Annotated in this window: 20 protein-coding genes; 5 read left to right on the forward strand and 15 right to left on the reverse strand. The window is 70.4% G+C overall.

All coding sequences use genetic code 11. From position 1 onward, the window contains the following. Positions 1–743: 743 nt before the first annotated feature. From ACGFZW_RS26460 to ACGFZW_RS26475, 4 genes are all read right to left on the reverse strand, one after another. On the reverse strand, positions 744–1,397 hold the full coding sequence (locus ACGFZW_RS26460; RefSeq protein WP_393895707.1) for a DUF4360 domain-containing protein: 654 nt from the start codon (positions 1,395–1,397) through the stop codon (positions 744–746). 240 nt (positions 1,398–1,637) lie between these two features. After that, positions 1,638–1,847 (reverse strand): acyl-CoA carboxylase epsilon subunit, encoded by a 210-nt coding sequence (locus tag ACGFZW_RS26465; RefSeq protein WP_393895708.1) that lies wholly within the window; start codon positions 1,845–1,847, stop codon positions 1,638–1,640. A 56-nt stretch (positions 1,848–1,903) separates the two neighbouring features. Beyond that, entirely contained in the window at positions 1,904–3,487 is a 1,584-nt protein-coding gene (locus ACGFZW_RS26470) for an acyl-CoA carboxylase subunit beta (RefSeq protein WP_393895709.1), read from the reverse strand. Between the two features lie 194 nt (positions 3,488–3,681). Beyond that, a complete protein-coding gene (locus tag ACGFZW_RS26475; protein WP_393895710.1) occupies positions 3,682–6,138 on the reverse strand; it encodes a polysaccharide lyase 8 family protein in 2,457 nt (818 codons plus the stop codon). 204 nt (positions 6,139–6,342) lie between these two features. Here ACGFZW_RS26475 and ACGFZW_RS26480 point away from each other — a divergent pair, with 204 nt between their 5' ends. Beyond that, a complete protein-coding gene (locus tag ACGFZW_RS26480) occupies positions 6,343–6,966 on the forward strand; it encodes a YceI family protein (protein ID WP_393895711.1) in 624 nt (207 codons plus the stop codon). Between the two features lie 92 nt (positions 6,967–7,058). On the opposite strand, the gene cimA is transcribed toward ACGFZW_RS26480, so the two are convergent. Both cimA and ACGFZW_RS26490 read right to left on the reverse strand, forming a co-directional pair. Then, on the reverse strand, positions 7,059–8,699 hold the full coding sequence (gene cimA / locus ACGFZW_RS26485) for a citramalate synthase (RefSeq protein WP_393895712.1): 1,641 nt from the start codon (positions 8,697–8,699) through the stop codon (positions 7,059–7,061). A gap of 415 nt (positions 8,700–9,114) precedes the next feature. After that, positions 9,115–10,455 carry an MFS transporter gene (locus ACGFZW_RS26490; protein WP_393895713.1) on the reverse strand — a complete coding sequence of 447 codons (1,341 nt, stop codon included), beginning with the start codon at positions 10,453–10,455 and terminating at the stop codon, positions 9,115–9,117. Positions 10,456–10,612: 157 nt separating this feature from the next. Between ACGFZW_RS26490 and ACGFZW_RS26495 the strand changes: the two genes are divergently transcribed. Continuing rightward, complete coding sequence (locus ACGFZW_RS26495; protein ID WP_393895714.1) at positions 10,613–11,641, forward strand: HEAT repeat domain-containing protein; 1,029 nt, start codon at positions 10,613–10,615, stop codon at positions 11,639–11,641. Positions 11,642–11,690: 49 nt separating this feature from the next. Here ACGFZW_RS26495 and ACGFZW_RS26500 read toward each other — a convergent pair whose 3' ends face one another. Further along, a complete protein-coding gene (locus tag ACGFZW_RS26500; RefSeq protein WP_393895715.1) occupies positions 11,691–12,695 on the reverse strand; it encodes a nucleic acid/nucleotide deaminase domain-containing protein in 1,005 nt (334 codons plus the stop codon). A 407-nt stretch (positions 12,696–13,102) separates the two neighbouring features. Here ACGFZW_RS26500 and ACGFZW_RS26505 point away from each other — a divergent pair, with 407 nt between their 5' ends. After that, the gene (locus ACGFZW_RS26505; RefSeq protein ID WP_393895716.1) at positions 13,103–13,420 is read left to right on the forward strand and encodes a hypothetical protein; all 318 of its coding nucleotides are present in this window, start codon (positions 13,103–13,105) and stop codon (positions 13,418–13,420) included. Between the two features lie 167 nt (positions 13,421–13,587). Here the strand turns inward: ACGFZW_RS26505 and ACGFZW_RS26510 are convergent, their stop codons facing one another. From ACGFZW_RS26510 to ureA, 4 genes are all read right to left on the reverse strand, one after another. Further along, positions 13,588–14,205, reverse strand: a complete 618-nt coding sequence (locus ACGFZW_RS26510; RefSeq protein WP_393895717.1) for a TetR/AcrR family transcriptional regulator — start codon at positions 14,203–14,205, stop codon at positions 13,588–13,590. Between the two features lie 32 nt (positions 14,206–14,237). Then, entirely contained in the window at positions 14,238–15,278 is a 1,041-nt protein-coding gene (locus ACGFZW_RS26515) for an agmatine/peptidylarginine deiminase (protein ID WP_393895718.1), read from the reverse strand. A gap of 160 nt (positions 15,279–15,438) precedes the next feature. After that, the gene (locus ACGFZW_RS26520) at positions 15,439–17,133 is read right to left on the reverse strand and encodes an urease subunit alpha (protein WP_393895719.1); all 1,695 of its coding nucleotides are present in this window, start codon (positions 17,131–17,133) and stop codon (positions 15,439–15,441) included. Continuing rightward, on the reverse strand, positions 17,130–17,840 hold the full coding sequence (ureA, locus tag ACGFZW_RS26525; protein ID WP_393895720.1) for an urease subunit gamma: 711 nt from the start codon (positions 17,838–17,840) through the stop codon (positions 17,130–17,132). Before ureA ends, ACGFZW_RS26520 begins: the two co-directional genes overlap by 4 nt. Before the next feature lie 229 nt (positions 17,841–18,069). Here ureA and ACGFZW_RS26530 point away from each other — a divergent pair, with 229 nt between their 5' ends. Beyond that, positions 18,070–19,545 (forward strand): cytosine permease, encoded by a 1,476-nt coding sequence (locus tag ACGFZW_RS26530; RefSeq protein ID WP_393895721.1) that lies wholly within the window; start codon positions 18,070–18,072, stop codon positions 19,543–19,545. Positions 19,546–19,624: 79 nt separating this feature from the next. Here the strand turns inward: ACGFZW_RS26530 and ACGFZW_RS26535 are convergent, their stop codons facing one another. Together ACGFZW_RS26535 and ACGFZW_RS26540 are read right to left on the reverse strand one after the other, a co-directional pair. After that, entirely contained in the window at positions 19,625–20,710 is a 1,086-nt protein-coding gene (locus ACGFZW_RS26535; RefSeq protein ID WP_393895722.1) for a branched-chain amino acid aminotransferase, read from the reverse strand. A 360-nt stretch (positions 20,711–21,070) separates the two neighbouring features. After that, on the reverse strand, positions 21,071–22,111 hold the full coding sequence (locus tag ACGFZW_RS26540; protein ID WP_393895723.1) for a 3-isopropylmalate dehydrogenase: 1,041 nt from the start codon (positions 22,109–22,111) through the stop codon (positions 21,071–21,073). A gap of 129 nt (positions 22,112–22,240) precedes the next feature. On the opposite strand from ACGFZW_RS26540, the gene ACGFZW_RS26545 reads away from it, so the two are divergent. Beyond that, positions 22,241–23,848 carry a fibronectin type III domain-containing protein gene (locus ACGFZW_RS26545; protein WP_393895724.1) on the forward strand — a complete coding sequence of 536 codons (1,608 nt, stop codon included), beginning with the start codon at positions 22,241–22,243 and terminating at the stop codon, positions 23,846–23,848. Positions 23,849–23,946: 98 nt separating this feature from the next. Here ACGFZW_RS26545 and ACGFZW_RS26550 read toward each other — a convergent pair whose 3' ends face one another. Continuing rightward, positions 23,947–24,078: a hypothetical protein gene (locus ACGFZW_RS26550; protein WP_099055466.1), complete on the reverse strand. Its 132-nt coding sequence runs from the start codon at positions 24,076–24,078 to the stop codon at positions 23,947–23,949. A 370-nt stretch (positions 24,079–24,448) separates the two neighbouring features. After that, the gene (gene pruA, locus ACGFZW_RS26555; protein WP_393895725.1) at positions 24,449–26,080 is read right to left on the reverse strand and encodes an L-glutamate gamma-semialdehyde dehydrogenase; all 1,632 of its coding nucleotides are present in this window, start codon (positions 26,078–26,080) and stop codon (positions 24,449–24,451) included. Between the last annotated feature and the right edge of the window lie 146 nt (positions 26,081–26,226).

Here is a 26,226-nt window from a genome sequence, read left to right on the forward strand (position 1 = left end):
CGACGAAAGGCCCCCACGCCGGTCCGGTGCGGGGGCCTTCGTCATGCGCGCGGGCGGGGGCACGGCTTGGGCGCGGGCGTGGCCGTTGGCGTGGGCACGGCACGGGCGGGGGCGGGGCCGCTTGGCGCGCGACCGCCGTGGGTAGCCCCCCGGTGGGGGGACCGCCACCCCGTACGGACCCGGCGCCCACCTCCCGTAGGGGCGCAGGCGCGCCTGGCACGCCCACCACGGAGCCGTCGGCGTCCGCCACGGAGCTGCTGGGGGCGCCACGGAGTCGCCGGACACGTACCGCAGGCGGTTACGGAGCCGCCGGCCACTCCCCCTGCGGAGCCGCCGGGCGTCCGCCACAGAGCTGCTGCGCGCGCCAAGGAGCCGCCGGGCACGTTCCGTCGCAAGCCGGCACGGAGCCGCTGCCGCCCCTGAGTCCCCGGTCCCACCACCGAGCCCCGCTCCCCGCCACGGAGCCCCCGATCCGCCGCTCAGTCGCCAGGCGCACCCCGCCGCAAGCCCGCCCGTCCCCCTCCCTCGCGTGCCTCCCCGCATGTCCTCCGACGCCGCCGCCGCAGCACACACCGGAGGAAACTCCGCGAAGGCTGAACACGGCGCGGGCGAGCAGAGCATGGCGAACACGGCCGGTAGTCGTCCGTAGCCACCCTCCCCCGTGCGGCCGGGATCGCGGCAGGGCCCGCACGCATGAAGCGTGCGGGCCCCTCTCTCAGCGGTCCATCAGCTCAGCCGCCCGCTCAGCGCCGTTCGGGACATTCCTTCCAGGCGAAGTGGTACAGCGTGTTGATGCTGCCGTCCGTGGAGTCCATGGCCATGTAGCTCGTGGCCCTGGGGTCCGCGGCCTTGGCGTCGACCCGCAGCTCGGTGTTGATGTTGAAGTAGCGCTCCTCGCCGCATGGCGCGTAGACCAGCGACTCCACATCGGTCTCGTCCGACGCCTGCCAGTTGGTGTCGTAGGGACCGGTGAAGGTGTGGCTCTTGCGGGCCGTCTCCGTCTGGCCCTGGAAGTAGTAACTCGCCTGTTCCAGGCCCTTGGCGCCGGTGGCCAGCGATGCGTAGCCGCGGTAGTCGGCTTTGGCGATCGCGTAGGTGAAGCCTTGCGGCACATGGACGTTCAGCGCGATCTGACAGTTCTTGCGGGAGTCGGTGGGTCTGCTTCCGGCCCCCGCCTGGGCGAGGTATTCGCTGTAGGTGACGGTGAACGCGGTGTTGTCGGGCGCGATGGCCACTGCCGCGCTGCCGGGCCGGCAGCCCGAGCCGTTGACGGTGGCGACGGTGATGGTGATCTTTCCGGTCGGCGGTTCGTCACCGATCCGTGCCGATGTGGGGGATGCCGATCCGGCGAGGAGCAACGATGCGACCGCGACACCAGCACTGAGGGTGCTGAGCATGGGCATTTCCTTCCGGTCGTCCTAGGGCCCGTCGTCCGGGAACCAGGAGAGGATGACCAGCGCATGCCAGCACGGGGATCTTCCGTTGAACAGCTGTTCGCCCACGGGTTGGGGCGAACCTACGCCTTGATCCGGCCGCCGACGGCACCCTGTGCCACCGTCGGGCGGCTAGGGCGCCCACGGACGTCGAAAGGTCCCGCACCCGCCCGGGTACGGGACCTTTCGACGTCGGTCAGCGGCTCAGCGCTGCCAGCTGGTGGCGCCGTGGAAGCCGTTCTGCCGCTCCAGGCGGCGCCAGCGGGCGGCGGTGGCGCGCGGGCCGACCGGGGCTGCGGCCGGCTGATGGGCGGCGCGGGCCAGGAGTACGGCGGTCAGGGCGGCCAGCTCTTCCTCGCTGGCCTGGCCCTTCTCCACGCGGATGGGGTCGGTGAGGCGGTCGGCAGAATTCACGGTGTCTTCTTCTCCGTCGTCGCGGTGGCGCGTGGCCGGGTGCGGGTGCGGTGGGACTACTGGGGCGGGTTGCCGTGCTTACGGGCGGGCAGGTCCGCGTGCTTGGTGCGGAGCATGTCCAGGGAGCGGATCAGCGTGTGCCGCGTCTCGGCGGGGTCGATGACGTCGTCGACCAGGCCGCGCTCGGCCGCGTAGTACGGGTGCATCAGCTCGGACTTGTACTCCTTGACCATGCGCACCCGCATGGCCTCGGGGTCGTCCGCCTCGCCGATCTGCTTGCGGAAGATGACGTTGGCCGCGCCCTCGGCGCCCATCACGGCGATCTCGTTGGTGGGCCAGGCGTAGGTCAGGTCGGCGCCGATGGACTGCGAGTCCATGACGATGTAGGCGCCGCCGTAGGCCTTGCGCAGCACGATGGAGATGCGCGGCACGGTGGCGTTGCAGTACGCGTACAGCAGCTTGGCGCCGTGGCGGATGATGCCGCCGTGCTCCTGGTCGACGCCGGGCAGGAAGCCGGGGACGTCCAGGAGGGTGATGATCGGGATGTTGAAGGCGTCGCAGAGCTGGACGAAGCGGGCGGCCTTCTCGGACGCCTCGATGTCCAGGACACCGGCCAGCGACTGCGGCTGGTTGGCGACGATGCCCACCACGCGGCCGTTCAGCCGGGACAGCGCGCAGATGATGTTGGTCGCCCAGCGCTCGTGGACCTCGAGGTATTCGCCGTCGTCGACGATCTCCTCGATGACCTTGCGCATGTCGTAGGGGCGGTTGCCGTCGGCCGGGACGAGGTCCAGCAGGGCGTCGCCGGAGCGGTCGGCGGGGTCCTCGCACTCGACCGTCGGCGGGTTCTCGCGGTTGTTGGCCGGCAGCAGGGAGAGGAGGTAGCGGACCTCCTCCAGGCAGGTCACCTCGTCGTCGTAGGCGAAGTGGGCCACACCGGAGGTCTCGGCGTGCACGTCGGCACCGCCCAGTCCGTTCTGGGTGATCTCCTCACCGGTGACCGCGCGGACGACGTCCGGGCCGGTGATGAACATCTGCGAGGTCTCGCGGACCATGAACACGAAGTCCGTCAGGGCGGGGCTGTAGGCGGCGCCGCCCGCGCAGGGGCCGAGCATCACCGAGATCTGCGGGATGACACCCGAGGCCTTGGTGTTGCGCTGGAAGATGCCGCCGTAGCCGGCGAGCGCCGAGACGCCTTCCTGGATACGGGCGCCGGCGCCGTCGTTGAGCGACACCAGGGGCGCGCCGGCCTGGATGGCCATGTCCATGATCTTGTGGATCTTGGTGGCGTGGGCCTCGCCCAGCGCGCCGCCGAAGATCCGGAAGTCGTGGGCGTAGACGAACACGGTCCGGCCGTGGACGGTGCCCCAGCCGGTGATCACACCGTCGGTGTAGGGCTTCTTCGCCTCCAGGCCGAAGCCGGTGGCCCGGTGCCGCCGCAGCGGCTCGACCTCGTTGAACGAACCCTCGTCCAGCAGCAGCTCGATCCGCTCGCGGGCCGTCAGCTTGCCCTTCGCACGCTGAGCTTCGGTGGCACGCTCGCTGGGGCCTCGCCGAGCCTGCTCGCGGATGGCATGCAGTTCGGCGACGCGCCCGCGGGCGTCGTTGGAGCCGGCGGGCACATCTTCGACAGTGGTCATGCATCGACGGTACGTGGGTCGGGGCCCGAGGACCGATGTCGGTTTCGTACAACGTCAAGTGCGATTTGGTGGGCAAGCAGCACAGATTCGTCCTGTGGGCTGCCTGCGCCCGAGGCTCCATACGGGTGGTTGGGCGCTGCCGGATCTGTGAGAGCCCGACAAACGAGCGGCCGGAGGTGCCCGGCGCGGGCGGGTCAGGGCAGGGCGACGGTGCAGCTGTGGGTGGCGCAGCCGGTGCCGGGGGTGACGCGCAGTCGCAGGGTGCGCCCGGTCGCCAGGACCGCTACGGAGGGGTCGTGCTCCAGGACCGCGCGTACCGGCCGGTTCCAGGTGATCTCCACCAAATCGCCGGTGCGTTCCGGAGCGGACACGCACAGTCGTGCCGTCCGGGCGTGTCCGCGCGGGTGGGCCGCCCCGCCGGGCGTGGCCCGGCGCTCGCGGAGGAGGACGCTCGCCGGGCCGCTGCTGGTGAGGGGGCCCGCGCTGCCGGCCCGCCAGAAGTTGGCGGCGATCACTCCGAGGGAGGCGACGGCGACGGCCTGGCGGTCGCCGTCGTTGGCCAGCAGGGTCAGCCAGTGCCGGTCGGCGGCGCGGGCGGCGAGGGTACGCGGTCCGGCGCCCGGCATGAGGAGGTAGGCGTAGCCGGCGTCGGTGGGGTCGGTGCCGTGGTCGTGCCAGAGGGTGAGGTAGCGGCGGGTGAGCGGCTCCGGGGAGGAGCCGGTGTTGATGTCGTGCCAGGAGCCGGTGCGGGCCTCGCGGAGCGCTTTCAGTGGCGCGCCGCCGGGGAAGACGTAGCCGCCGTGGCCGGCGAGGTGGGCCCAGTGGGCGCGTCTGAAGCTGGTGGTCGCGCCGAGCGCGCCGGGCTGTCGTACGCCGTCGACGGTGAGGGCGGCGGTGCCCGTCTCCCCCAGGGCGCGGTTGTCGACGATGGTCTCGGCGGGGACGCCGTCGGTGGCGGTGATGCCGGCACCGAGGCAGATGACGGTGTCCGCGAGGCAGAACCACGACTTCTTGGCGGTGAGGGTGGAGGCGAGGCCGCGTACGCCCTGTCCGATGGCGGCGAATTCGCCGTCGGTGGTGCCGCCGACCCAGCGTGCGGCGGGTTTCGGTTCGCCCCAGCCGCCGCCTTCGTTGTCGGCGAGCGGTGTGGTGGAGACGGTGGTGCCGGGGAGGCGGTAGGGGTCGACGGTGGGCCAGAAGGCGTCGGTGTACTGGTCGCCGCCGAAGTCGGCGCCCCACCAATAGAGCATTCCGGCGCCGGTGTGCCAGCCGCGTGGGTTCTCCCCGTTGCCGTTCTCGTAGTACGTGATCCGGTCCGAGGACATGGCCAGGCCCGCGGCCCATCCGGGGCGGCGGTGCACGGCGCGGTCCATGGCCGGGAAGAGGCGGTGGCCGACGGGTTCGGGGGCGGCGGGTGTGTCGCTGTCCGCGATGGCGCCGATCCGGGCGAGGTCGGCGACGGTGTACTGGCGGTCGGTGCGTACCGGCAGCGTGCGGTCGCGCTCGATCCAGCCTTTGACCATGGCGTTCCAGCGGGTGCGTTCGGCGGCGCTCGCGCCCTGGCCGAGCAGGGCGACGGCGGCGATCAGCGCGTGGCCGTGGAAGTGGTCGCTGCGCATGATGCGTCGTTCGTCGTTGCGCAGATATCCGCGGCTGACGGCGCGTCCGTTGACGCTGTCCATCATCAGGCCGTTGTGGAGCAGCGGTGCGTACGCGTGCTCGACGCTGTCGAAGATGACCTGGCGTGCGGGGTCGGTGACCTCCCAGTCCGAGCCGCGGAGCAGGGTGAACAGCCGGCCGAGTCCGTCGAGCAGGACGTAGCCGTAGGTGCCCGAGTAGGCGACCCAGGTGTGCTGGACGAAGGAGCCGTCGGCGTAGAGGCCGTCGCCCTTGGTGACGTAGGGGAAGACCGGGGAGAGGGCGTCGCGGGCGAGCGCGATCTTGGCGGGGGCGCGGCCGAGGACGCCGCGGAGCGCGACGACGCGGCAGAGGTCGACGCGGTTGGCGCCGGTGCTGGTGCCGGTGTAGTCGCCGAGCGCGGTGTCGGGCACGAAGTGGTCGACCGCGGCGAGGAAGCGGGCGCGCATGTCGTCGGTGAGTCCGCCCTCGGGCAGGCGCTCGTCAAGGATGGCGACGGTGTCCAGGAGGAGTCTGGGGCTGCCGATCTGCCACTCCCACCAGTTTCCGTAGCGGGTGGTGGTGGGGTTGTAGACGGTGGTGGCGAGGTGGTCGAGGCCGGTGATGATGTCGGCCGCCAGGCCGGCGTCGCCGGTGAGGCCGGTGCCGGGCTGGGCGTAGGCCTCGGCCATGGTGTTCAGCCGGTGGTAGCTCCGCGTGATGCCGGCGGGCGGGTCGTAGGCACAGTCCGGCCAGAGCGATCCGGCGGCCGGCCGCATGCCGGCGCGGAAGGTGGCGGCGAGGGTGCCGGTCTCCCGGAGGGCGGCGGCGTAGGGCGGGGCGGTGGGGTCGAAGCCGGTGCCGAGGGTGAGGTCGACCCAGCGGCCGCGCAGGTCGGCATAGGTGTCCGCGGGGGCGGCTCGTGCAGCCGCGGAGGCGGCGCCGGCGCCGAGCCCGAGGCCGAGCGCGCTAGCCGTCGAGGCGGTGAGGAATCCCCTGCGGGACCAGGCGGACGAGGCGGGCTCGGTCGGCACGGGCGGTCCTCTCGTTGACGTCAACCGGCTTGTGGCGCAGTTCACTTGAGGGCGTGCGGATGGTCTAGCACGGCGTCGCGCGCAGCGGCAATGACCGTGCGGGGGCCATTCACCACACTCCCCGGATGCACAGAGGTTGAAACTTGAACTAAAAGTGCTACGCTCAATCTCGTTGAACGTTAAACAACAACTCGAGGAGGAGCCATGGCTCTGTTCACCCGCAAGCGCACCGAGTCCGCCGACCGCACCGCGACCGCCGTGCTCCCGGCGGACCCCGCGCTGACCGCGCTGACCGGCGACTACGCGATCGACCCCGCCCACAGCAGCATCGGCTTCACCGTCCGCCACGCGATGGTCACCAACGTCCGCGGCGCGTTCGCCGGGCATGAGGGCACCCTGCACCTCGACGGCGCCGACCCGGCCCGCTCCACCGCCTCCCTCGACGTCACGATCGCGAGCATCGACACCGGGATCGCCGACCGCGACGCCCACCTGCGCGGCGCCGACTTCTTCGACGCCGAGACGTTCCCGCTGATGACCTTCCGCAGCACCGCCGCCGAGCGGCTGGACGGCGACCGCTACCGCATCACCGGCGACCTGACCCTCAAGGACGTCACCAGGCCGCTCACCATCGGCCTGGAGTTCCACGGCGCGGCCACCGACGTCTACGGCGCCGAGCGGGTCGGCTTCGAGGGCAGCGCCGAGATACTGCGCTCCGACTGGGGCCTGACCTGGAACGCGGCGCTGGAGACCGGCGGCGTGATGGTCAGCGACAAGGTCAAGCTCACCTTCGACATCTCCGCGGTCAAGGCGGCCCCGCAGGACTGAGGCCGCAGCGGTCCAGGACGCGACGACGGCCCCGCGCCGGCCCCTCCCCCGAGGGCCGTGCGGGGCCGCGGTCATGCCGTCCCTGCGGTGAGTTACTCCTGCGGTTCGACGCCGGCCCGCAGCAGGCCGTACGCGTAGGCGTCGTCCAGCGCCTGCCAGGACGCGGCGATGACGTTCTCCGCGACGCCGACCGTGGACCATTCGGCCCGGCCGTCGCTGGTGGAGACCAGTACGCGGGTGATCGAGCCGGTGCCCTGGGTGCCCTCCAGGATGCGGACCTTGTAGTCCACCAGCTCCATGTGGGCCAGCTGCGGGTAGATCCGCTCCAGGCCGACCCGCAGCGCCCGGTCCAGCGCGTTGACCGGTCCGTTGCCCTCCGCGGTGGTGACGATCCGCTCGCCCTTCGCCCACAGCTTCACGGTCGCCTCGTTGGCGTGCGTACCGTCCGGCCGGTCCTCGACGATCGCCCGCCAGGACTCGACCCGGAAGTAGCTGGGCCGCCGTCCGTCGACCTCGGCGCGCAGCAGCAGTTCGAAGGACGCGTCGGCGGCCTCGTAGGTGTAGCCCGCGAGCTCGCGTTCCTTGACCCGCTCGACGACGCGGCCGACCACCTCGCGGTCGCCGCTCAGGTCGATGCCGAGCTCCTTGCCCTTCAGCTCGATGGAGGCCCGGCCGGCCATGTCGGAGACCAGCATCCGCATGGAGTTGCCGACCAGCGCGGGGTCGATGTGCTGGTACAGGTCCGGGTCGACCTTGATGGCGGACGCGTGCAGTCCGGCCTTGTGGGCGAAGGCGGAGACGCCGACGTAGGGCTGGTGGGTGGAGGGGGTGAGGTTGACGACCTCGGCGATGGCGTGCGAGATCCGGGTGGTCTCGGCCAGCTTGCCCTCGGGCAGGACCCGGCGTCCGTACTTCAGCTCCAGCGCCGCGACGACCGGGAAGAGGTTGGAGTTGCCCACCCGCTCGCCGTAGCCGTTGGCGGTGCACTGGACGTGCGTGGCACCGGCGTCGACGGCGGCCAGGGTGTTCGCCACGGCACAGCCGGTGTCGTCCTGGGCGTGGATGCCCAGACGCGCCCCGGTGTCCGCGAGGACCGTCCGCACCACGGCCGTGATCTGCGCGGGAAGCATGCCGCCGTTGGTGTCGCAGAGCACCACGACATCGGCGCCCGCCTCACTGGCGGTCCGCACTACCTGCTTGGCGTAGGCGGGGTCCAGTGCGTAGCCGTCGAAGAAGTGCTCGCAGTCCAGGAAGACCCGGCGGCCCTGGGACCGCAGATACGCGACGGTGTCCCGCACCATCGCCAGGTTCTCCTCCGGCGTGGTGCGCAGGGCGAGCTCGACATGCCCGACGTGGGACTTGGCGACGAGCGTGATGACCGGGGCCTGGGATTCCAGGAGCCCGGCGACCTGCGGGTCGTCCTCGACGCGTACGCCGGCCTTGCGGGTGGCGCCGAAGGCGACCAGCTCTGCGTGGCGGAAGTCGATCTCCTCGCGGGCGCGCTGGAAGAACTCGGTGTCCCGGGGGTTGGCGCCGGGCCAGCCGCCCTCGATGAACCCCACGCCGAAGTCGTCCAGGTGCCGGGCGATGGTCAGCTTGTCGGCGACGGTGAGGTTGATGCCCTCGCGCTGGGCGCCGTCGCGCAGCGTCGTGTCGAAGACGTGGAAGGTGTCGGACACCGGGCCGTCGGACCGGGGGCTCGGGGACGGTGAGGGTTCGTGTGCGTCCGTCATGCTGGTCTGGCTCCTGTCGGGATCTCGGTCTACCGGAATGACCGGCTCCACCGTCCCTCCATGATCCCTCGCGCTCCGCCTCCGGTGACGGGTGGGCCGGAAACGAAAAAACCTCTCGCGGGTGCGAGAGGTCTGCGCGCGGGTCTGGGACGACGATGGCCGCGCCGTACTCGGTTCGTACGGGGCGGTCACTGCGGACCGGCGCGCCTGCTGCCAATAATCATGGCGAACGAGAGCACGGGGGCAGTCTGGCACGGGGGTGCGCCGCGGGGGTAACCGGTCTCACGATGCGGGCGGCGTTGTCCGGCGGCGGCTCCCCGAAGGGGCCGCCACCGGGCCCGCCGTGTCCGGAGCCGGCGGCTCATCCGCTCCGGACACGGCGGTCACTCACCCGGTCGTCTTCCCCTCGGGCAGCTCAGACCTTGGCTTCGCTCGCCGAGCCGGAACCGGCCGCCCGCGCGCCCGCCCCGGCAACCTCGTCCTTGCCGACCCGGTGCAGGTCGATGGTGCGCGTCTCGCGCATCGTGACGTAGACGATCAGCGAGACTGCGGCGCAGCCGGCGACGTACCAGTAGTAGCCGGACTCGATGCCACCCTCCTTGAACCACAGGGCGACGTACTCCGCGGTGCCGCCGAACAGGGCGTTGGCGATGGCGTACGGCAGGGCGACGCCCAGTGCGCGGATGCCGGTCGGGAACAGCTCGGCCTTCACACAGGCGTTGATCGAGGTGTAGCCGGTGACGATGACCAGGGCCAGCAGCGACAGGCCCAGCGCGGGCCAGAAGCTGCCGGCATGCTGCAGCAGCGTCATGATCGGCACGGTCAGGAACGTCGAGCCGACCGCGAAGGTGATCAGCAGCGGGCGGCGGCCGATCCGGTCGGAGAGCTTGCCCGCGAGCGGCTGGAGGCACATGAAGACGAACAGCGCGCAGAAGCTGACCAGCGACGCGGTCGGCTTCTCCATACCGGCGCTGTTGGAGAGGTACTTGGTGAGGTAGGTCGTGTACGTGTAGTACGCGACCGTGCCGCCCATGGTCAGCGCGATGACCAGGAACGCCTCGCGCTTGTGGGCGAGCAGCGCCTTGATCGTGCCGCGGTCCGGGTCGGTCCTTGCGCTGTCGTCCTCGGCGTAGACCTCGGTCTCCAGCATGTTGCGGCGCAGGTAGAAGACAATGCCGGCGCCCAGTGCGCCGACGATGAACGGGATACGCCAGGCCCAGCTGTGCAGCGCGTCCTCGGACAGGGTGCGCTGGAGCCCGATCTGCAGACCGAGTCCGAGCAGCTGCCCCGCGGTCATGGACACGTACTGGAAGCTGGAGGCGAAGCCCCGCTGACCGGGCGCCGAGGCCTCGGTGAGGTACGTCGCGCTGGCCGCGTACTCGCCGCCGACGGAGAGCCCTTGCAGCATCCGGGCGACCAGCAGGACCGCCACACCGCCGTAGCCCGCGACCGCGTAGGTCGGCGCGACGGCGATCAGGATCGCCGAGGCGGACATCAGCGTGACGGTCAGCGTGAGCGCCGCCTTACGGCCCTTGCGGTCCCCCACCCGGCCCAGCACCCAGCCGCCCACCGGCCGCATGAAGAAGCCCACCGCGAAGATCCCCATGGTGTTCATGAGGTTCGCGGTGTCATTCCCCTCGGGAAAGAACGAATCCGCGAAATACACCGCAAAGCTGGCATAAACAAACCAGTCAAACCACTCGACCATGTTGCCGGCCGAGCCGACCCAGATCTTTTTCCATTGCTCTCGTCCCATAGCCGCTCACGGTCTCCGACCCCGGGTCACACGGCAAGAGGCACCGGGGCAACGATCGCGATTACTTGCGTACGTTGTGGTCACGGGGTGGCCGGACCCGGAACCCGCTACGAGATCCGCGTCCTTGCCGCGCAGTCGAACGGCATAGGGTTTTTTCATGAACGACCGCATCGCAGACCTTGTGCAACAGATCCGCACGGGTGACCACGCTCAACGCCACGCAGCGGAAGAGCAGTTGACGGCTCTCGGCACTCCCGCGGTGGAGTACCTGCTACCCCTGTTCGAAGGTGCGAAGCCACCCCACGCGGCGCGTGCCGCTCGCTGCCTCACCGAGGTCGGTGAGCCCGCACTGGACGCGTTGCGGGATATCCGCCGCCACGGGCCGGGCCGACTGCGCCGCCCCGCACTGCACGCCCTCACAGAAGTGGGCGGCGGCGACGCGCTGAGCCCCGAGGACCGGCTGGCCGTCGAGCGACTGATCCGGATCAAGCTGATTGACGAAGAGAAGATCCGGCTGCCCGCCGGAAGCTGGATCGCCATCCCCGCCGATCAGGTCCCCGGCGCCGTCCGCGCCTTGGGCCTGCACGACCTCCGCCCCGCGACGTTGGCAATGGGCATCTCGGCCGCGCACAGCCATCACCAGGACGCGGTGACATACCGGGTACCGGACGGTGCGAAGAAAACCGCCTACCGAATCTTCATCACACCGGATATCGAGGGCTGGCGCCTGATATACGGCCGTCAGTTCCTCCACGACAGCAATGGCGTCGATATCGCCATCCAACTCAGCGCACAATGCGAACAAGCGCATTTCTTCGACATCGACGACGGCAACGACTCTCGCGTCTGGTGGGTTGCCGAAAACGGTGAAACCCGTCGCGGATACAGCAATCACTGGCACCCCGAAGGGGTCGGCGATCCGCTGCCGTTCGAGACCGGCTCTTCCATCTCCTGGGCCTGGGACGAGGAGGAGGATCCGGAAGACTGGGAAGAGGACGAGGAAGAGTCCGCAGAAGAAGCAGAGGAGGAAGAGGTGGTTCTGGAGACCGATCCGCACGAAGTGGCCATGAAGATCTCCGCCCATCCTGCTGAGCTGAGGAACGTCACGCTTCACGACCATGGCTGGCTGGCCACCACCCAGGCCGACTGCCCCAACTCCCGCTTCAAAGGAGCACTTTCACTCTGAGCGGGAGTTTCCGTGAGCCCCGAGGAGCGCCTTTACGGCACTCCCGGCATCAGGAAAGCTGACTCAGCAGGTCACCCTTCCAGACGCCTTCAAGGAAGCTGACGTGCCTGTTGAATTCGGCGGCCATGGCAGCTTCCTTCCTACTTCTGGTTTGCTCGACTCGCGCCTTGTATTCCTTCTCGATGATTTCAACCAGCGCGCTCTTGACCGCAGCTTCGTCCTTTTTGGCGAGCTTGGCCAGCTCACCTGCCGCACGCGTCGTATTTTCTCCAAATCGATCCTGGAGACGACGTACGATTTCCTCTTCGGCCTGCTGGCGAGTCAGCCCCGGAACTTGTGCGACCACTTCCTTCCGTTCGGCGCGGACACTATCCCTGAGATCCAGGCCGAATTCGTCTGTGCGATACGTCGTGCTGTAGTAGACCGGAACATTCTCGCCGAGCCGCGCCAGCTCATTGGCGCATCGTGCGTGCCCTTCGCCCTCGCCACACGGCTCTCGCTCCGTGTACAGCCCCAGAGGCTTGTAGCGCGGCTCCTTCCCGTCTTTCCCCTCGTCATCTCCCGTTTTGCCATTGGCTCGGTCAAGCCAATCGAGAAGATGCCTCTCGGAGTGCCGGGGGGAGACTTTCGGGTCGCCCGAAGGCACTGAGGAGTCGATGACGTACGTGATGCCGTCCGGTCCTGACACCTCAAGCACCGCGAAGTTCTTGCCCGTGAAGTCAGGCATATGCTTCTGTGCCCCGGCGGACGCCGCCCGAGTGTCTCCTTCCTTCAGGAGACTCTCCAGATAGTTCTTCCCATACTTCTCGTGCCCCTTTGCACCGAGAGACCTCTCCGCATTTTTTGCGTTGCTGTCCCTGGTGCCGGCTGCCGCAGGCTGCTCGCCCTCCGCACGGTACGGATGCGTGACCGCCAGAGGATTACGCCCCACCGAGTGTTGCTCGTGGACCCCGAGGCTGAGCCGGGCGAGGGACGACACCACAGCCATCTGCTCACCGCGCTCGAGCTGACCGAATCCGGGCAGGGCATCGCTGAGGCTCTGCCGCGAGAACACGACCGGTCCGTTCGGAGTGCCATCGGGCCTCGGCTCGCCGACCGCATCGCGCAATACGTTGGCCAGACTCCACGTCCGTCTGCAATCCACCTGACCGGCCCACAACATCCCCCGAACCACGAATGGTTACCCACAGCCATATGCACCCCCGAGCTTAACTCCGGAGGGCCGAGAGACAGACACAGCCCCCCGGAATGGCAGGAACATTCCGCGGCCCGGCCCTCCAACTGAGCGGTGTCCCGGCCACTGTGGTGTGACCCCTACCGCGACCGCCCTGTCATGGCACTCCACGAGTACCTTCAGCGCGGCAGCCTCACCCGGTGTCGTACCGTCAGGGCTGCCGGAGACGCGCCATCACCCCGGCCCGTTTCATGCCCGGGTGATGCGAGAAAAGAGAGAGAAGCGACATGTCAGAACCGCAACCGCAAGAAGGCCAACGCCCGATTCCCACCACCGCCGACGAGGCGCTGGAAATCGGGCGGGGTCATTTTCCGAGCGTCTGGCCGGACGGAGAAGAACCCACGCTGCATGTCCATGAGTTCGACATCGGCTATGTGGTGTACCCCGTATTCCCTCCCCGTGAGGACCCCACCGCATATCCGCGCGATCCGGGCGGCTCCCACATCGTGATCTCCAAGGCGGACGGGGAGGTCAGCGCGCTGCCCAACTATCCGCCCGAGCAGGCGGTCGAGCTGTACCGCAGCCATTTCCGCCGGGATGCCTGAGGCCACGACGAACCGGTCGCGCGCCGGGGCCCCTTCGTCGACGGAGCCCCGGCGCGGCTTGCTGTGATGAGTCGCACCGCAATGGCGCGGTCCGCATGGATGCTCCGGGCGCAGGGCGGGCCCCCGGGTACACAACAGGCGCGGCCCGGCGAGGGGCAGCGCAGGGGTCAGCCCTGCGAGACGGACAGCGACTCGTCCAGGAACTCCCGTACATGGCCGCGTACTTCCTCGCGGTCGGTTCCCGGCAGGCCGACGACGAGCTGGGAGCCGAAGCCGTCGAGCAGGGCGCGGGTGCGGGTGGCGAAGCGTTCGGCGTTGACGGGGCGGAACTCGCCCTTCGAGATGCCCTCGACGAGCAGGGCCACCAGGTCGCGGTGCCAGGCCAACTCCAGTTCGAGTTGGCGTTCGCGGGTTTCGTCGTCGGCGTTCTGCGAGCGGTTCCAGACCTCGAGCCACAGGGTCCAGCGCGGGTCGCGATGGCCTTCGGGGAGGTAGAGGTCGACGAGGGCGTCGAGGCGTTCGCGGGCCGGGACGCGGCGGGAGAGAGCGGCCCGGCGCTCGGCGCCGAGCTGCTCCTCGCTCCACTGCAGGGTCTGGAGCAGCAGCTCGTCCTTCGTACCGAAGTAGTACAGGATGTGGCCGCTGCTCATGCCGACCTCGCGGCCGAGCCCCGCCATGGTCAGCCGGTCCAGGCCCTCCGCGGCGATGGTGGTCATCGCGGCGGCGAGGACCTGTTCGCGGGGCTGGGTGAGCCGCCGCCGGGGGCGGCGCACGGGACCGGACACGGTGACCTCCGGGGTCGGCGGGGCCTGCTGGGTCAGACCTTGGGCTGCTGCTGGGTGATGCAGTGGATACCGCCACCCGCTGCGAAGATCGTACGGGCGTCCACAAGGGTCACGGTGCGGTCGGGGAAGAGCCGGCGGAAGATCCCTGCGGCGTGCTCGTCGCGGGGGTCGTCGAAGCCGCAGAGCACCACCCCGTCGTTGCAGAGGAAATGGTTGATGTAGGAGTAGTCGACGAGCTCGCCGTCCTCCTCGATGACGGTGGGCGCGGGGACCTCGACGACCTCCAGCTGCCTGCCGCGGGCGTCCGTCGCGGAGCGCAGCAGCTTGGCGATCTCGGCGCAGATCGCGTGGTCGGGGTGGTCGGGGTCGGGCTGGGTGTGGACGAGGACGACGCCGGGGCGGGCGAACGCGGCGACGATGTCGACATGGCCTCGGGTGCCGAACTGGCCGTAGTCGGCGGCCAGACCGCGCGGCAGCCAGATCGCCTTGGTGGTGCCGAGGTGGGCGTGGATCTCGGCCTCGACCTCCTCGGCGGTGCGGTCGGGGTTGCGGCCCGGGTCGAGCTGGACGGTCTCGGTGAGCAGCACGGTGCCCTCGCCGTCGACGTGGATGCCGCCGCCCTCGTTGACGAGCGGGGTGGCGTAGCGGCGGGCGCCGGCGAGGGCGGCGACCTGCTCGCCTATCTTCGCGTCGTGCTCCCAGCGGGCCCATTCCTGGGCGCCCCAGCCGTTGAACACCCAGTCTGCGGCGGCGAGCCGGCCGTTGCCGTCGGTGAGGAAGGTGGGGCCGATGTCGCGCATCCAGGCGTCGTCGAGCGGCCGCTCGACGAGCTCGATGTCCGGGCCGAGCAGGGCGCGGGCGCTCTCGGTCTGGCCGGGTCCGGCGACGACGGTGACGGGCTCGAAGCGGCGTACGGCGCGGGCCACAGCGGCCCAGGCCCGGCGCGCCTCGGCCAGCGTCTCGCCGCCCTCTTCGCCGAAGGTGAAGTTGGGGCCGGGCCAGGCCATCCAGGTGCGCTCGTGCCGGGCCCACTCCGGGGGCATGCGGAAGCCGTCGGCGGCGGGGGTGTTCATGCGGGGGTCCTCACGGGTCGCGGTGACGGTTGGTGTGGGGGTGGCCGAGTGATGAGCCCGAGGCCACCGGGCAGCGGTCGCGCCGGGCGCACCCCCGGTGGGTACCGGGGGCGCGGAGGGCGGGCGGCCGGTGTGCGGGTGCGCGCCGGCGGTGCCTGCCTTAAAGGAAGTACAGGCGGGACAGCGAGACGGTGTCGGCCGGATCCGAGCGCATCGGGTCGCCGTCCAGGGTGACAAGTCCGCTGTGCCCGTCGACCTGTACCTGTCCGACACGGGAGTTGTGGACGAGGTCGCCAGGGCCGATGCCGCGGGTGCCGCGGACGGCGACGCGTCGGCGGCGGGTGGGCATGCCGTCGTTGCCGCCCTCGGCCGCGGCGCGGGCGACGAAGGCGACCGAGATCTCGGCGGGGGTGGCGCCGTGCGCGCCGAACTGCGGGCCGAGCACCAGGGGTTCGCAGGTGTCGGTGGCGGCGTTCGGATCGCCGGTGACGCCGTAGGCCGGGAAGCCGGACTTCAGCACCAGTTGCGGCTTGGCGCCGAAGAACTGCGGCTTCCACAGCACGATGTCGGCCATCTTGCCGACCTCGATCGACCCGATCTCGTGCGAAAGGCCGTGGGCGATCGCGGGGTTGATGGTCAGCTTGGCGACATAGCGCAGCACGCGCGCGTTGTCGTCGTGGGCGCCGTCGCCCTGCATGGGTCCGAGCTCGGCCTTCATCTTCCCGGCCATCGCGAAGGTACGGCGTACGGTCTCGCCCGCGCGGCCCATGCCCTGGGCGTCGGAGGAGGTGATGCCGATCGCCCCGAGGTCGTGCAGCACGTCCTCGGCGCCCATCGTCCCGGCCCGGATGCGGTCCCGCGCCATCGCGGCGTCGCCCGGCAGGTCGGTCTTCAGGTCGTGGACCGAGACGATCATGCCGTAGTGCTCGGCGACCGCGTCCCGTCCGAAGGGGAGGGTGGGGTTGGTGGAGGAGCCGATGACGTTGGGGACGCCGGCCATCTTCAGGACGTTGGGGACGTGTCCGCCGCCGCAGCCCTCGATGTGGAAGGCGTGGATGGTCCGGCCGTCGAGGACGCGCAGGGTGTCCTCGACGGAGAGGCATTCGTTGAGGCCGTCGCTGTGCAGGGCGACCTGGACGTCGTGTTCCTCGGCGACGCGCAGCGCGGTGTCGAGAGCGCGGGTGTGGGCGCCCATGTCCTCGTGGACCTTGAAGCCGCAGGCGCCGCCCTCGGCGAGCGCCTCGACCAGCGGGGCCTCGCCCGAGGAGGAGCCGCGGCCGAGGAAGCCGATGTTGACCGGCCAGGCATCGAAGGCGCTGAAGGCATGGCCGAGCGCCCAGGGGGAGTTGACGCCGACGCCCCAGACCGGCCCGAATTCCTGACCGATGATGGTGGTCACGCCGGAGGCGAGCGAGGCCTCCATGACGCGCGGCGACAGCAGGTGGACGTGGGTGTCGACGGCGCCCGCGGTGGCGATCATGCCTTCGCCGGAGACGATCGAGGTACCGGTGCCGACGACGACGTCGACGCCGTCGAGGGTGTCGGGGTTGCCGGCCCGCCCTATGGCGTGGATGCGGCCCTCGCGGATGCCGATGGACACCTTGCGGATGCCCTGGACCGCGTCGATGACCAGCACGTTGCTGATCACGACGTCGCACGTCTCGCGGAGCGAGGTGGCCTTGAGGTGCAGTCCGTCGCGGGCGGTCTTGCCGAATCCGGCGAGGAATTCGTCGCCGGGCTTCTGGGCGTCGGACTCGACGCGGACGACGAGTCCGGAGTCGCCGAGAACGACGCGGTCGCCGGCCCGCGGGCCGTGCACCGACGCGTACTCGTGGGGATCGATGCTGCCGGTCATGTCTGCTCCTCCGCTCCCAGGTAGCCGCAGGCGGCCGCCCGCCGCAGCGCTTCCGTCTTCGCGCCCGGCGCGTCCAGCGGCCCGTCGACGAGACCGGCGAAGCCGATCGCGATCCGGTCGCCGCCGATCGGCACCAGCCCGACCTCCGCGGCGCCGCCCGGGTCGAACCGCACGGACGAGCCGGCCGGTACGCACAGCCGCATGCCGTAGGCGGCACCGCGGTCGAAGTCCAGCCGGGGGTTGGCCTCGAAGAAGTGGAAGTGGGAGGTGACGCTGACCGGCACGGTCGCGGTGTTGCGCACGGTCAGCCGGAGCGCCGGCTCGGGCTCGGGGTCGGCCGGCCCTGGCAGCACCGCGCCGGGCACGGCCGTCTCCGCCCGCACGTCAGCGGGCACCGGGGCGCCGCCGTGGATCGGGTCGCTGACCACCGCGAGCCGGGAGCCGTCGTCGAAGACGGCCTCGACATGCACCTCGGTGACCACATCGGCCACCCCCGGCAGCACGTCGTCCGGGCCGAGCACGCCGCGTGCCGCCTCGATGGCCTGAGCGAGGCGGCGCCCGTCCCGCGCCGCCTCGCAGACTGTGTCCGCGATGAGCGCGGTCGCCTCGGGCACGTTCAGCTTCAGTCCGCGGGCCCGGCGCGTGCGCGCCAGCTCGGCCGCGTTGAACAGCAGCAGCCGGTCGCGTTCCGTCGGGGTCAGCCGCATTCCGTCACCTCCAGCTCGATTAGAGCAACACTCTAACCCGTGATCCGTCAAGCCGAAAGCATTGACCTCGGGCGTGGTGATGAGTCACATTGAGCGCTGCTCTAATTTATGCCGCGCTCGAAGCGCAGGCCCGGAGCCCTCACACACATCACACAGAGAAACGGGCGCTTCGAGACGCGCCCCGAGCACCGCTCACCCACCTGTTGTCCGGCCTCTCAGGGGAGCCCTCATGCCGATCGAACAACGCGGAGTCGACACCATTCCGGACGAGGAACGCACCAGCGGACCCCGCGACCTCGTCTCCATCCTGCTCGGCTCGAACCTCGCCCTCGGCGTAGTGATCTTCGGCTGGCTCCCGGTCTCCTTCGGCCTGGGTTTCTGGCCGTCGGTGAGCTCACTCGTCCTGGGCACCGTCCTCGGCACCGTGCTGACCGCGCCCCTCGCGCTGGTGTCGCTGCGCACCGGTACCAACCTCTCCACCAGCAGTGGAGCCCACTTCGGTGTCCGCGGCCGGCTGATCGGTTCGGTGATCGGGCTGCTGCTCTCGCTCGGCTACACCGCCCTGACCCTGTGGGTCGGCGGTGACGCGGTGGTCGGCACCCTCTCCCGGCTCCTCGGCCTGCCCGACAGCGGCTTCACCTACGCGGCCGTGTACGCCGTGCTCGCCGCGTGCACTGCGCTGGGCGCCGTCTACGGCTACCGGCTGCTGCTGCGGCTGAGCCGGGTCCTGGCCATCGGGATGAGCGCGCTGCTGGCCATCGGCCTGATCGCCTACGCCCCGGACTTCACCACCGCCGCACCGGCGGCCCCGGAGTACCTGCTCGGCGGCTTCTGGCCGACCTGGCTGCTGGCCGTGGTCTCGGCCGGGCTCAGCGGCCCGATCGCCTTCATCACCCTGCTCGGCGACTACACCCGCTACATCTCGCCCCGCCGGCACAGTTCGCGCAAGGTCTTCTGGTCCACCTGTCTGGGCCTGGTCGCCGGCCTGCTGGTGCCCCAGCTCTTCGGTACGTTCACCGCCGTAGCGGTGGGCGCGGGCGAGGACTACGCGGGTCCACTCGTCGCCGGGGCGCCGTTCTGGTTCCTCGCCCCGCTGTTCCTGGCCGCCTCCGCCGGTTCCGTCGGCAACGCCGGACTGATGCTGTACTCGATGGGCCTGGACCTGGACGCGATCCTGCCGCGCGCCAGCCGCACCCAGGCCACGTACGTCGTCGCGGCCCTCGCCACGGTCTTCGTCTTCCTCGGCCACTTCGCCTGGGCTGCGCAGGACGCCATGACGTCCTTCGTGCTGCTGCTGACGGCGGTCGGCACACCGTGGGCGGTGATCACCGTCATCGGCTTCCTGCGCTGCCGGGGAGAGTACGACCCGGACGCGCTTCAGGTCTTCAACCGCCGTACGCGCGGCGGGCGTTACTGGTTCCGTGCGGGCTGGAACCCGCGTGCCACGGCCGCCTGGGCCGCGGGCTCGCTGATCGGTGTGGCCGCCGTGGACACCCCGCTCTACACCGGCCCGCTGGTCGCCTGGACCGGCGGGATCGACTTCAGCTTCCTGCTGTCCGCTGGCGTCGCCGGCACCCTGTGCCTGCTGCTTTCGAGGCGGGAGCACCTCGCGCCGACGGCGGAGGTCGCGGCGGAAACGCGGACGGCGGAGGACGAGCCGGACAGCGAGCCGGACGCCGCCGTGGCCCCGGCGGGCCAGGGGTAACCACCCGGCGGTCGCGCACCGCACGCGAAGGGCCGCCCGGCAGATCATCCTGCGCCGGGCGGCCCTTGTGCGTCCTGGCTCAGCCGAGCGGGTGCATCCACCCGTGGGTGTCGGCGCCGGCGCCGGTCTGGATGTCCAGCAGCGCCTTGCGGAGCTTCATGGTGACCTCGCCCGGCTCCCCGTCCGCGATCGTCCAGGAGGCGCGGGTGGACTTCACCGAGCCCACCGGCGTGATGACCGCGGCGGTGCCGCACGCGAAGACCTCGGTGAGCGCGCCGTCCTCGGCCGCCGCCTTCCAGTCGCTGACGGAGATCCGGCCCTCGGCGACCTCGTATCCCAGGTCGGCGGCGATGCTCAGCAGCGAGTCACGGGTGATGCCGGGCAGCAGCGAGCCGGTCAGCTCGGGGGTGATGATGCGGTTGCCGAACACGAAGTAGAGGTTCATGCCCCCCATCTCCTCGATCCAGCGACGCTCGATCGCGTCCAGCCACACCACCTGGTCGCAGCCGTGCTCGGCGGCCTGGGCCTGGGCGACCAGGGAAGCGGCGTAGTTGCCGCCGGTCTTGGCCGCGCCGGTACCCCCCGGGGTGGCCCGGACGTACTCCTCCGACAGCCACACCGAGACCGGCTTCACACCGCCGGGGAAGTAGGCACCGGCCGGGGAGGCGATGACGATGAAGAGGTACTCGTTGGCCGGCTTGACGCCGAGACCCACCTCGGTGGCGAACATGAACGGACGCAGGTAGAGCGACTCCTCGCCGGCGGCCGGCACCCACGCCTTGTCCTGCGTGACCAGTGCGTCACAGGCGGCGATGAAGGTGTCGACGGGCAGCTCGGGCATGCCCAGGCGGCGCGCGGAGGACTGGAAGCGGCGGGCGTTGGCGTCCGGCCGGAAGGTGGCGACGGTGCCGTCGGGCTGGCGGTACGCCTTCAGGCCCTCGAAGATCGTCTGCGCGTAGTGCAGCGTCATGTTCGCCGGGTCGATGGACAGCGGCGCGTAGGGCACGAGCTCGGCGTCGTGCCAGCCGCGTCCCTCGGTCCACTTGATCGTCACCATGTGGTCGGTGAAGTAGCGGCCGAAGCCGGGGCCGGCCAGGATCCGCTCCCGCTCCGCATCGGACAGCGGGTGCGAGGAGGGCTTGAGCTCGATCGTGGGCGTCGTCATGAATGCGTGTCCTTCACTGCGTGTTCCGAATACCGCGGTCACCGGGCCGGCCCTCCGGCCGGGGGGCTGAGGGGTCCAGGAGGCACCCCCTGGGTTGTGCGGTACCGGTGCGGTTGTGAGGGCCGCGCTCACGACGTGCACAGGACGTACCCGGGTGGTTACTGGGACGTCCGAGTTTCCTCGCGGACAGCGGCCCCACGTCCGATTATCGCTCGTAGGGCTCCGCGGGGGGAAAACGTGTGCGCGGTCCGGGTCCGATGGTCGCACCCAACCGGGCGGTAGCCCAGGCCGGGACAACGCGACGGCGCCGGGACCCGTGGTCCCGGCGCCGTGCGTGATGCGGATCGGTGCGCTGCGGGATCAGCCCGCTACGCGCGCGGCGAGCACGTCGCCGATCTCGTCGGTGGTGCGGGCCGTGCCGTCCCGGGCCTCCAGGTCGGCCGCGACGGCCTCCTCGATACGGGCGGCCTCGGCGTCGAAGCCGAGGTGGCGCAGCAGCAGCGAGACCGAGAGGATCGTCGCCGTCGGGTCGGCCTTGCCGGTGCCCGCGATGTCCGGCGCGGAGCCGTGCACCGGCTCGAACATCGAGGGGAACTCGCCGGTCGGGTTGATGTTCCCGGATGCGGCCAGGCCGATACCGCCGGTGACGGCCGCGGCGAGGTCGGTGAGGATGTCGCCGAAGAGGTTGTCGGTGACGATCACGTCGAACCGCTCGGGCTGGGTGACGAAGAAGATCGTCGCCGCGTCGACGTGCAGGTAGTCGGTGGTGACCTCGGGGTACTCCTGGCCGACCTTGTCGAAGATGTTCTTCCACATGTGTCCGGCGTAGACCAGGACGTTGTTCTTGTGGACCAGCGTCAGCTTCTTGCGGGGGCGGTTGTTGGCCCGCTCGTAGGCGTCCCGGACCACGCGCTCGACGCCGTAGGCGGTGTTGAGGCTGACCTCGGTGGCGACCTCGGCGGGGGTGCCGGTGCGCAGGCTGCCGCCGTTGCCGGTGTACGGGCCCTCGGTGCCCTCGCGGACCACGACGAAGTCGATGTCGGGGCGGCCGGCGAGCGGCGTGGTGGTGTTCGGGAAGAGCTTCGAGGGGCGCAGGTTGACGAAGTGGTCGAACGCGAAGCGGAGCTTGAGCAGCAGACCGCGCTCCAGCACACCGGAGGGTACGGAGGGGTCGCCGATCGCGCCGAGCAGGATCGCGTCGTGGTTCTTGAGGGACGCCAGTTCCTCGTCCGGGAGCGTGTCGCCGGTCGCGTGCCATCGCTTGGCACCAAGGTCGTACTCCTTGGTTTCCAACTTGACGTCCTGCGGGAGGACAGCGGTCAGGACCTTCAGGCCCTGGGCCACGACTTCCTGGCCGATACCGTCACCGGGGATCACTGCGAGGCGAATGCTGCGAGACATGTCTGGACCCTACTCTCCGTCCCATTGATTGACACGTAACGTCCGTCATACGGACACATGGGGAACCGGTCAACCGGCGTTCACCCGGGCGCCCCGCTCCCGCAGGGTCGCGCTGGGACATTCGGGGGCATGACTGGTACTTCCCGGGGGGCCGGCCCCCTGCCCTCGCACACCCCTCGCGTCGGGATTCCGGAGCGGCTCGCGGCCCGGATGAGCATGCCCGAGCAGCACGAGTACCTCCGTACGAAGCTGACCCGGCGGGGGCTGCTGCGGAGTTCGGCCGCCACCGCGGGCGTCATCGCGGGCTCCGGTCTGCTGTCCGGTTCCGCGCAGGCCGGCTCCCCCGTTCTCCTGCCGTCGCCGGCCGCCGCGGCGGTGGACGGGTCGATGGTCGCGCCGTTCGGGCGGCATCTGGCCTTCGGCGCCGATCCCCGCAGCCAGATGCGGGTGGGCTGGCAGGTGCCGCTCGCGGTGCGCCGGCCGTATCTGCGGGTGGGCCTGAAGCCGTGGGACCTGGGGCGCAAGGTCGAGGCCGAGGTGCGTGACCTGCACACGCCGTCGCTCTCCGCGAAGCTGCCGGCGGTGCAGCAGTTCTACCTGCATGCGGCGCTGGACGGCCTGCGGCCCGGCACCACGTACTACTACGGCGTCGGGCACGACGGATTCGACCCGGCCGACCCGCGGCACTTCTCGACCGTCGGCACCTTCCGGACCGCCCCGGCACGCGCCGAGCCGTTCGTCTTCACCGCCTTCGGTGACCAGGGCGTGAGCTACGACGCCCTCGCCAACGACCAGTTGATCCTGGGTCAGAACCCGGCGTTCCACCTCCACGCGGGCGACATCTGCTACGCGGACTCCGACGGCCAGGGCACGGAGCACGACACCTATGACGCGCGGGTGTGGGACCAGTTCCTGGCCCAGACCGAGTCGGTGGCCAAGTCCGTGCCGTGGATGGTGACGACCGGCAACCACGACATGGAGGCCTGGTACTCCCCGCACGGCTACGGCGGCCAGAACGCCCGCTGGACGCTGCCGGGCAACGGTCCGGACGCCCGCAACGCCCCGGGCGTCTACTCCTTCACCTACGGCAATGTCGCGGTCGTCGCGCTGGACGCCAACGACGTGTCCTACGAGATCCCCGCCAACCAGGGCTACACCGGCGGTGCGCAGACCCGCTGGCTGGACCGCCGGCTCGGGGAGCTGCGGGCCGCCGACGGCATCGACTTCGTCGTGGTCTTCTTCCACCACTGCGCGTTCTCCACCACCAGCTCGCACGCCTCGGACGGCGGGGTGCGGGACGCCTGGCTGCCGCTCTTCGACAAGCACCGCGTCGATCTGGTCGTCAACGGCCACAATCACGTCTACGAGCGGACGGACGCCCTCAGGAGCGGCCGGGTGGCCAAGAAGGTGCCGCCGGGCGAGAGCGTCGACGCGGCCCGCGAGGGCATCGTCTACGTCACCGCGGGCGGCGCGGGCAAGGCGCTGTACGACTTCCCCGTACCGGACAGCTATGAGGGGCACGAGCACCACCTCGACGAGGTCGAGACCTACCACTGGACCAAGGACCGGACGAAGGCGAAGGACACCGTGGCCTGGTCGCGGGTGCGCTACACCGGGTTCTCGTTCATCGCCGTCGCCGTCGAGCCGGGACGCCACCCCCGGATGAAGGTCACCGCACTGGCCGAATCCGGCGAGCGCGTCGATCACTTCGAGGTGACCCGCTCGCGCGGGCGGTGAGGCGGGCACAGGTCGGCATGGCGGCCCGCCGCCGCTGACGGGCGGCGGGCCGAAGTGCTGACGAGCTGACGAGCTGACGAGCTGACGAGCGAGCGGAATCAGTGCCCGGTGGAGCCGCCGTTGTCGCGGCGGTCGAGCGCCCGCTGGAGGGCGGCTGCCGCGTTCCTGCGGTCGGCCTCGTTGGTCGTACGGGCGGAGTGACGGGTCCTGCGGACAGCAGTCTCGGCCATGATTCACGTCTCCAATGCCAAAGAGCCCCGAGAAAGGTGGGATGCGTCGATCCAGAAGCGGCCGTCAGGGGCGGGGGCCTCGGCGCGGCAGGGATCACCTGCGCTCGCGCACCGGGCCGCATCCGCCTTCGCTCGATGGAGCGATACGTTCGGCTCCTACAAAGCTAGGACAGCTCGGCCGTGATGTCTGCACAATTACTTGGGCTTCCTACTATCTGAGACGGCCACCCCCGCGAACAGCCTCTTTCGGGGGCGTACGGCAGCCCCCGGCGGCCCGGACCCGGACCACACACACGACGGACCGCCCCGGGCCTGGAGAGGCCCGGGGCGGTCCGTGCGGTGCTGCGGCGTGCGACGCCGCGGACGGGCGTCAGCCCATGTGCGGGTAGCGGTAGTCCGTCGGGGGCACCAGCGTCTCCTTGATGGAGCGGGTGGACGTCCAGCGCATCAGGTTCTGCTTGGCGCCGGCCTTGTCGTTGGTGCCGGACGCGCGGCCGCCACCGAAGGGCTGCTGGCCGACGACGGCGCCGGTGGGCTTGTCGTTGATGTAGAAGTTGCCCGCGGCGAAGCGCAGCTTCTCGCAGGTCGCAGCGGCAGCGGCACGGTCCTGGGCGATGACGCAGCCGGTCAGGCCGTAAGCGGAAGCGGACTCCATCTGCTCCAGCATCGCGTCGTACTCGGCGTCCTCGTAGACGTAGACACCCAGGATCGGGCCGAAGTACTCCTCCTTGAAGATCTCGTTCTCCGGATCGGTGGAGACCAGGACCGTCGGGCGGACGAAGTAGCCCTCACTGTCGTCGTACGTGCCGCCGGCGACGACCTCGACGCTCGGGTCGGCCTTGGCGCGGTCGATCGCCGCCTTGTTCTTGGCGAACGAACGCTCGTCGATGACGGCGGACATGAAGTTCGTCAGGTCGGACACGTCGCCCATGGTCAGGGAGTCGACCTCGGCCGCGAACTCTTCCTTGAGGCCGGAGTTCCACAGGGAGGCCGGGACGTACGCGCGGGAGGCCGCGGAGCACTTCTGGCCCTGGAACTCGAAGGCGCCACGGGTCATGGCGGTCTTCAGCACGGCGCGGTCCGCCGACGGGTGGCCGACGATGAAGTCCTTGCCGCCGGTCTCGCCGACGAGGCGCGGGTAGGTCTTGTACTTCTCGATGTTGTTGCCGACCGTCTTCCACAGGTACTGGAAGGTCTTGGTCGAACCCGTGAAGTGGATGCCCGCCAGGTCGGGGTGGTTCAGGGCCACCTCGGAGACGTCCTTGCCGTCGCCGGTGACGAGGTTGATGACGCCCTTGGGCAGTCCGGCCTCCTCCAGCACCTGCATGAGCAGCACGGCGGCGAGCGTCTGCGTCGGGGACGGCTTCCAGACGACGACGTTGCCCATGAGGGCGGGCGCGGTCGGGAGGTTGCCGGCGATCGCGGTGAAGTTGAACGGCGTGATCGCGTAGACGAAGCCCTCGAGGGGGCGGTGGTCCGAGCGGTTCCACACGCCGGGGGAGTTCACCGGCGGCTGCTCGGCCAGGATCTGGCGTGCGAAGTGCACGTTGAAGCGCCAGAAGTCGATGAGCTCGCACGGCGTGTCGATCTCGGCCTGCTGGGCGGTCTTGGACTGGCCCAGCATGGTGGCCGCTGCCAGCGTCTCGCGCCAGGGGCCGGAGAGCAGGTCGGCGGCCTTGAGGATGATCGCGGCGCGGTCGTCGAAGGCCATCTCGCGCCAGGCCGGGGCGGCGGCCAGGGCGGCGTCGACGGCGTCCTGGGCGTCCTTGTCCGTGGCGTTGGCGTACGTGCCGAGCTTCGCCGCGTGGTTGTGGGGCTGCACGACGTCGAAGCGCTCGCCACCGCCCAGCCGCCGCTCGCCACCGATGGTCATCGGCAGGTCGATCGGGTTTCCGGCCAGCTCCTTGAGCTTGGCCTCCAGGCGGGAACGCTCCGGGGTGCCGGGGGCGTAGGTGTTGACCGGCTCGTTAACCGGCACGGGGACCTGGGTCACAGCGTCCATAGCGGCCGTGTCTCCTTCGATTTCGCTCGTCGGTTTCGTACGTCGGTAAAGCTGCGGCCGTGGCCGCGTGGGTGGGCGGCTGCGGGCTCTGCTGTCCGGGGGTCGCCCCGGGCTTCCAGCATCCACCCCTGCCCGCCGCCGCGGGG

The organism is Streptomyces sp. NPDC048248, from assembly GCF_043201875.1.
Lineage (GTDB): Bacteria > Actinomycetota > Actinomycetes > Streptomycetales > Streptomycetaceae > Streptomyces.

Excerpts from the sequence above, each read along its gene's own strand:
- ACGFZW_RS26460 (WP_393895707.1), bottom strand. The coding sequence starts at position 1,397 with ATGCTCAGCACCCTCAGTGCTGGTGTCGCGGTCGCATCGTTGCTCCTC.
- ACGFZW_RS26470 (WP_393895709.1), bottom strand. The coding sequence starts at position 3,487 with ATGACCACTGTCGAAGATGTGCCCGCCGGCTCCAACGACGCCCGCGGG.
- ACGFZW_RS26480 (WP_393895711.1), top strand. The coding sequence starts at position 6,343 with ATGGCTCTGTTCACCCGCAAGCGCACCGAGTCCGCCGACCGCACCGCG.
- cimA (WP_393895712.1), bottom strand. The coding sequence starts at position 8,699 with ATGACGGACGCACACGAACCCTCACCGTCCCCGAGCCCCCGGTCCGAC.
- ACGFZW_RS26490 (WP_393895713.1), bottom strand. The coding sequence starts at position 10,455 with ATGGGACGAGAGCAATGGAAAAAGATCTGGGTCGGCTCGGCCGGCAAC.
- ACGFZW_RS26495 (WP_393895714.1), top strand. The coding sequence starts at position 10,613 with ATGAACGACCGCATCGCAGACCTTGTGCAACAGATCCGCACGGGTGAC.
- ACGFZW_RS26505 (WP_393895716.1), top strand. The coding sequence starts at position 13,103 with ATGTCAGAACCGCAACCGCAAGAAGGCCAACGCCCGATTCCCACCACC.
- ACGFZW_RS26515 (WP_393895718.1), bottom strand. The coding sequence starts at position 15,278 with ATGAACACCCCCGCCGCCGACGGCTTCCGCATGCCCCCGGAGTGGGCC.
- ACGFZW_RS26520 (WP_393895719.1), bottom strand. The coding sequence starts at position 17,133 with ATGACCGGCAGCATCGATCCCCACGAGTACGCGTCGGTGCACGGCCCG.
- ureA (WP_393895720.1), bottom strand. The coding sequence starts at position 17,840 with ATGCGGCTGACCCCGACGGAACGCGACCGGCTGCTGCTGTTCAACGCG.
- ACGFZW_RS26530 (WP_393895721.1), top strand. The coding sequence starts at position 18,070 with ATGCCGATCGAACAACGCGGAGTCGACACCATTCCGGACGAGGAACGC.
- ACGFZW_RS26535 (WP_393895722.1), bottom strand. The coding sequence starts at position 20,710 with ATGACGACGCCCACGATCGAGCTCAAGCCCTCCTCGCACCCGCTGTCC.
- ACGFZW_RS26540 (WP_393895723.1), bottom strand. The coding sequence starts at position 22,111 with ATGTCTCGCAGCATTCGCCTCGCAGTGATCCCCGGTGACGGTATCGGC.
- ACGFZW_RS26545 (WP_393895724.1), top strand. The coding sequence starts at position 22,241 with ATGACTGGTACTTCCCGGGGGGCCGGCCCCCTGCCCTCGCACACCCCT.
- ACGFZW_RS26550 (WP_099055466.1), bottom strand. The coding sequence starts at position 24,078 with ATGGCCGAGACTGCTGTCCGCAGGACCCGTCACTCCGCCCGTACGACC.
- pruA (WP_393895725.1), bottom strand. The coding sequence starts at position 26,080 with ATGGACGCTGTGACCCAGGTCCCCGTGCCGGTTAACGAGCCGGTCAAC.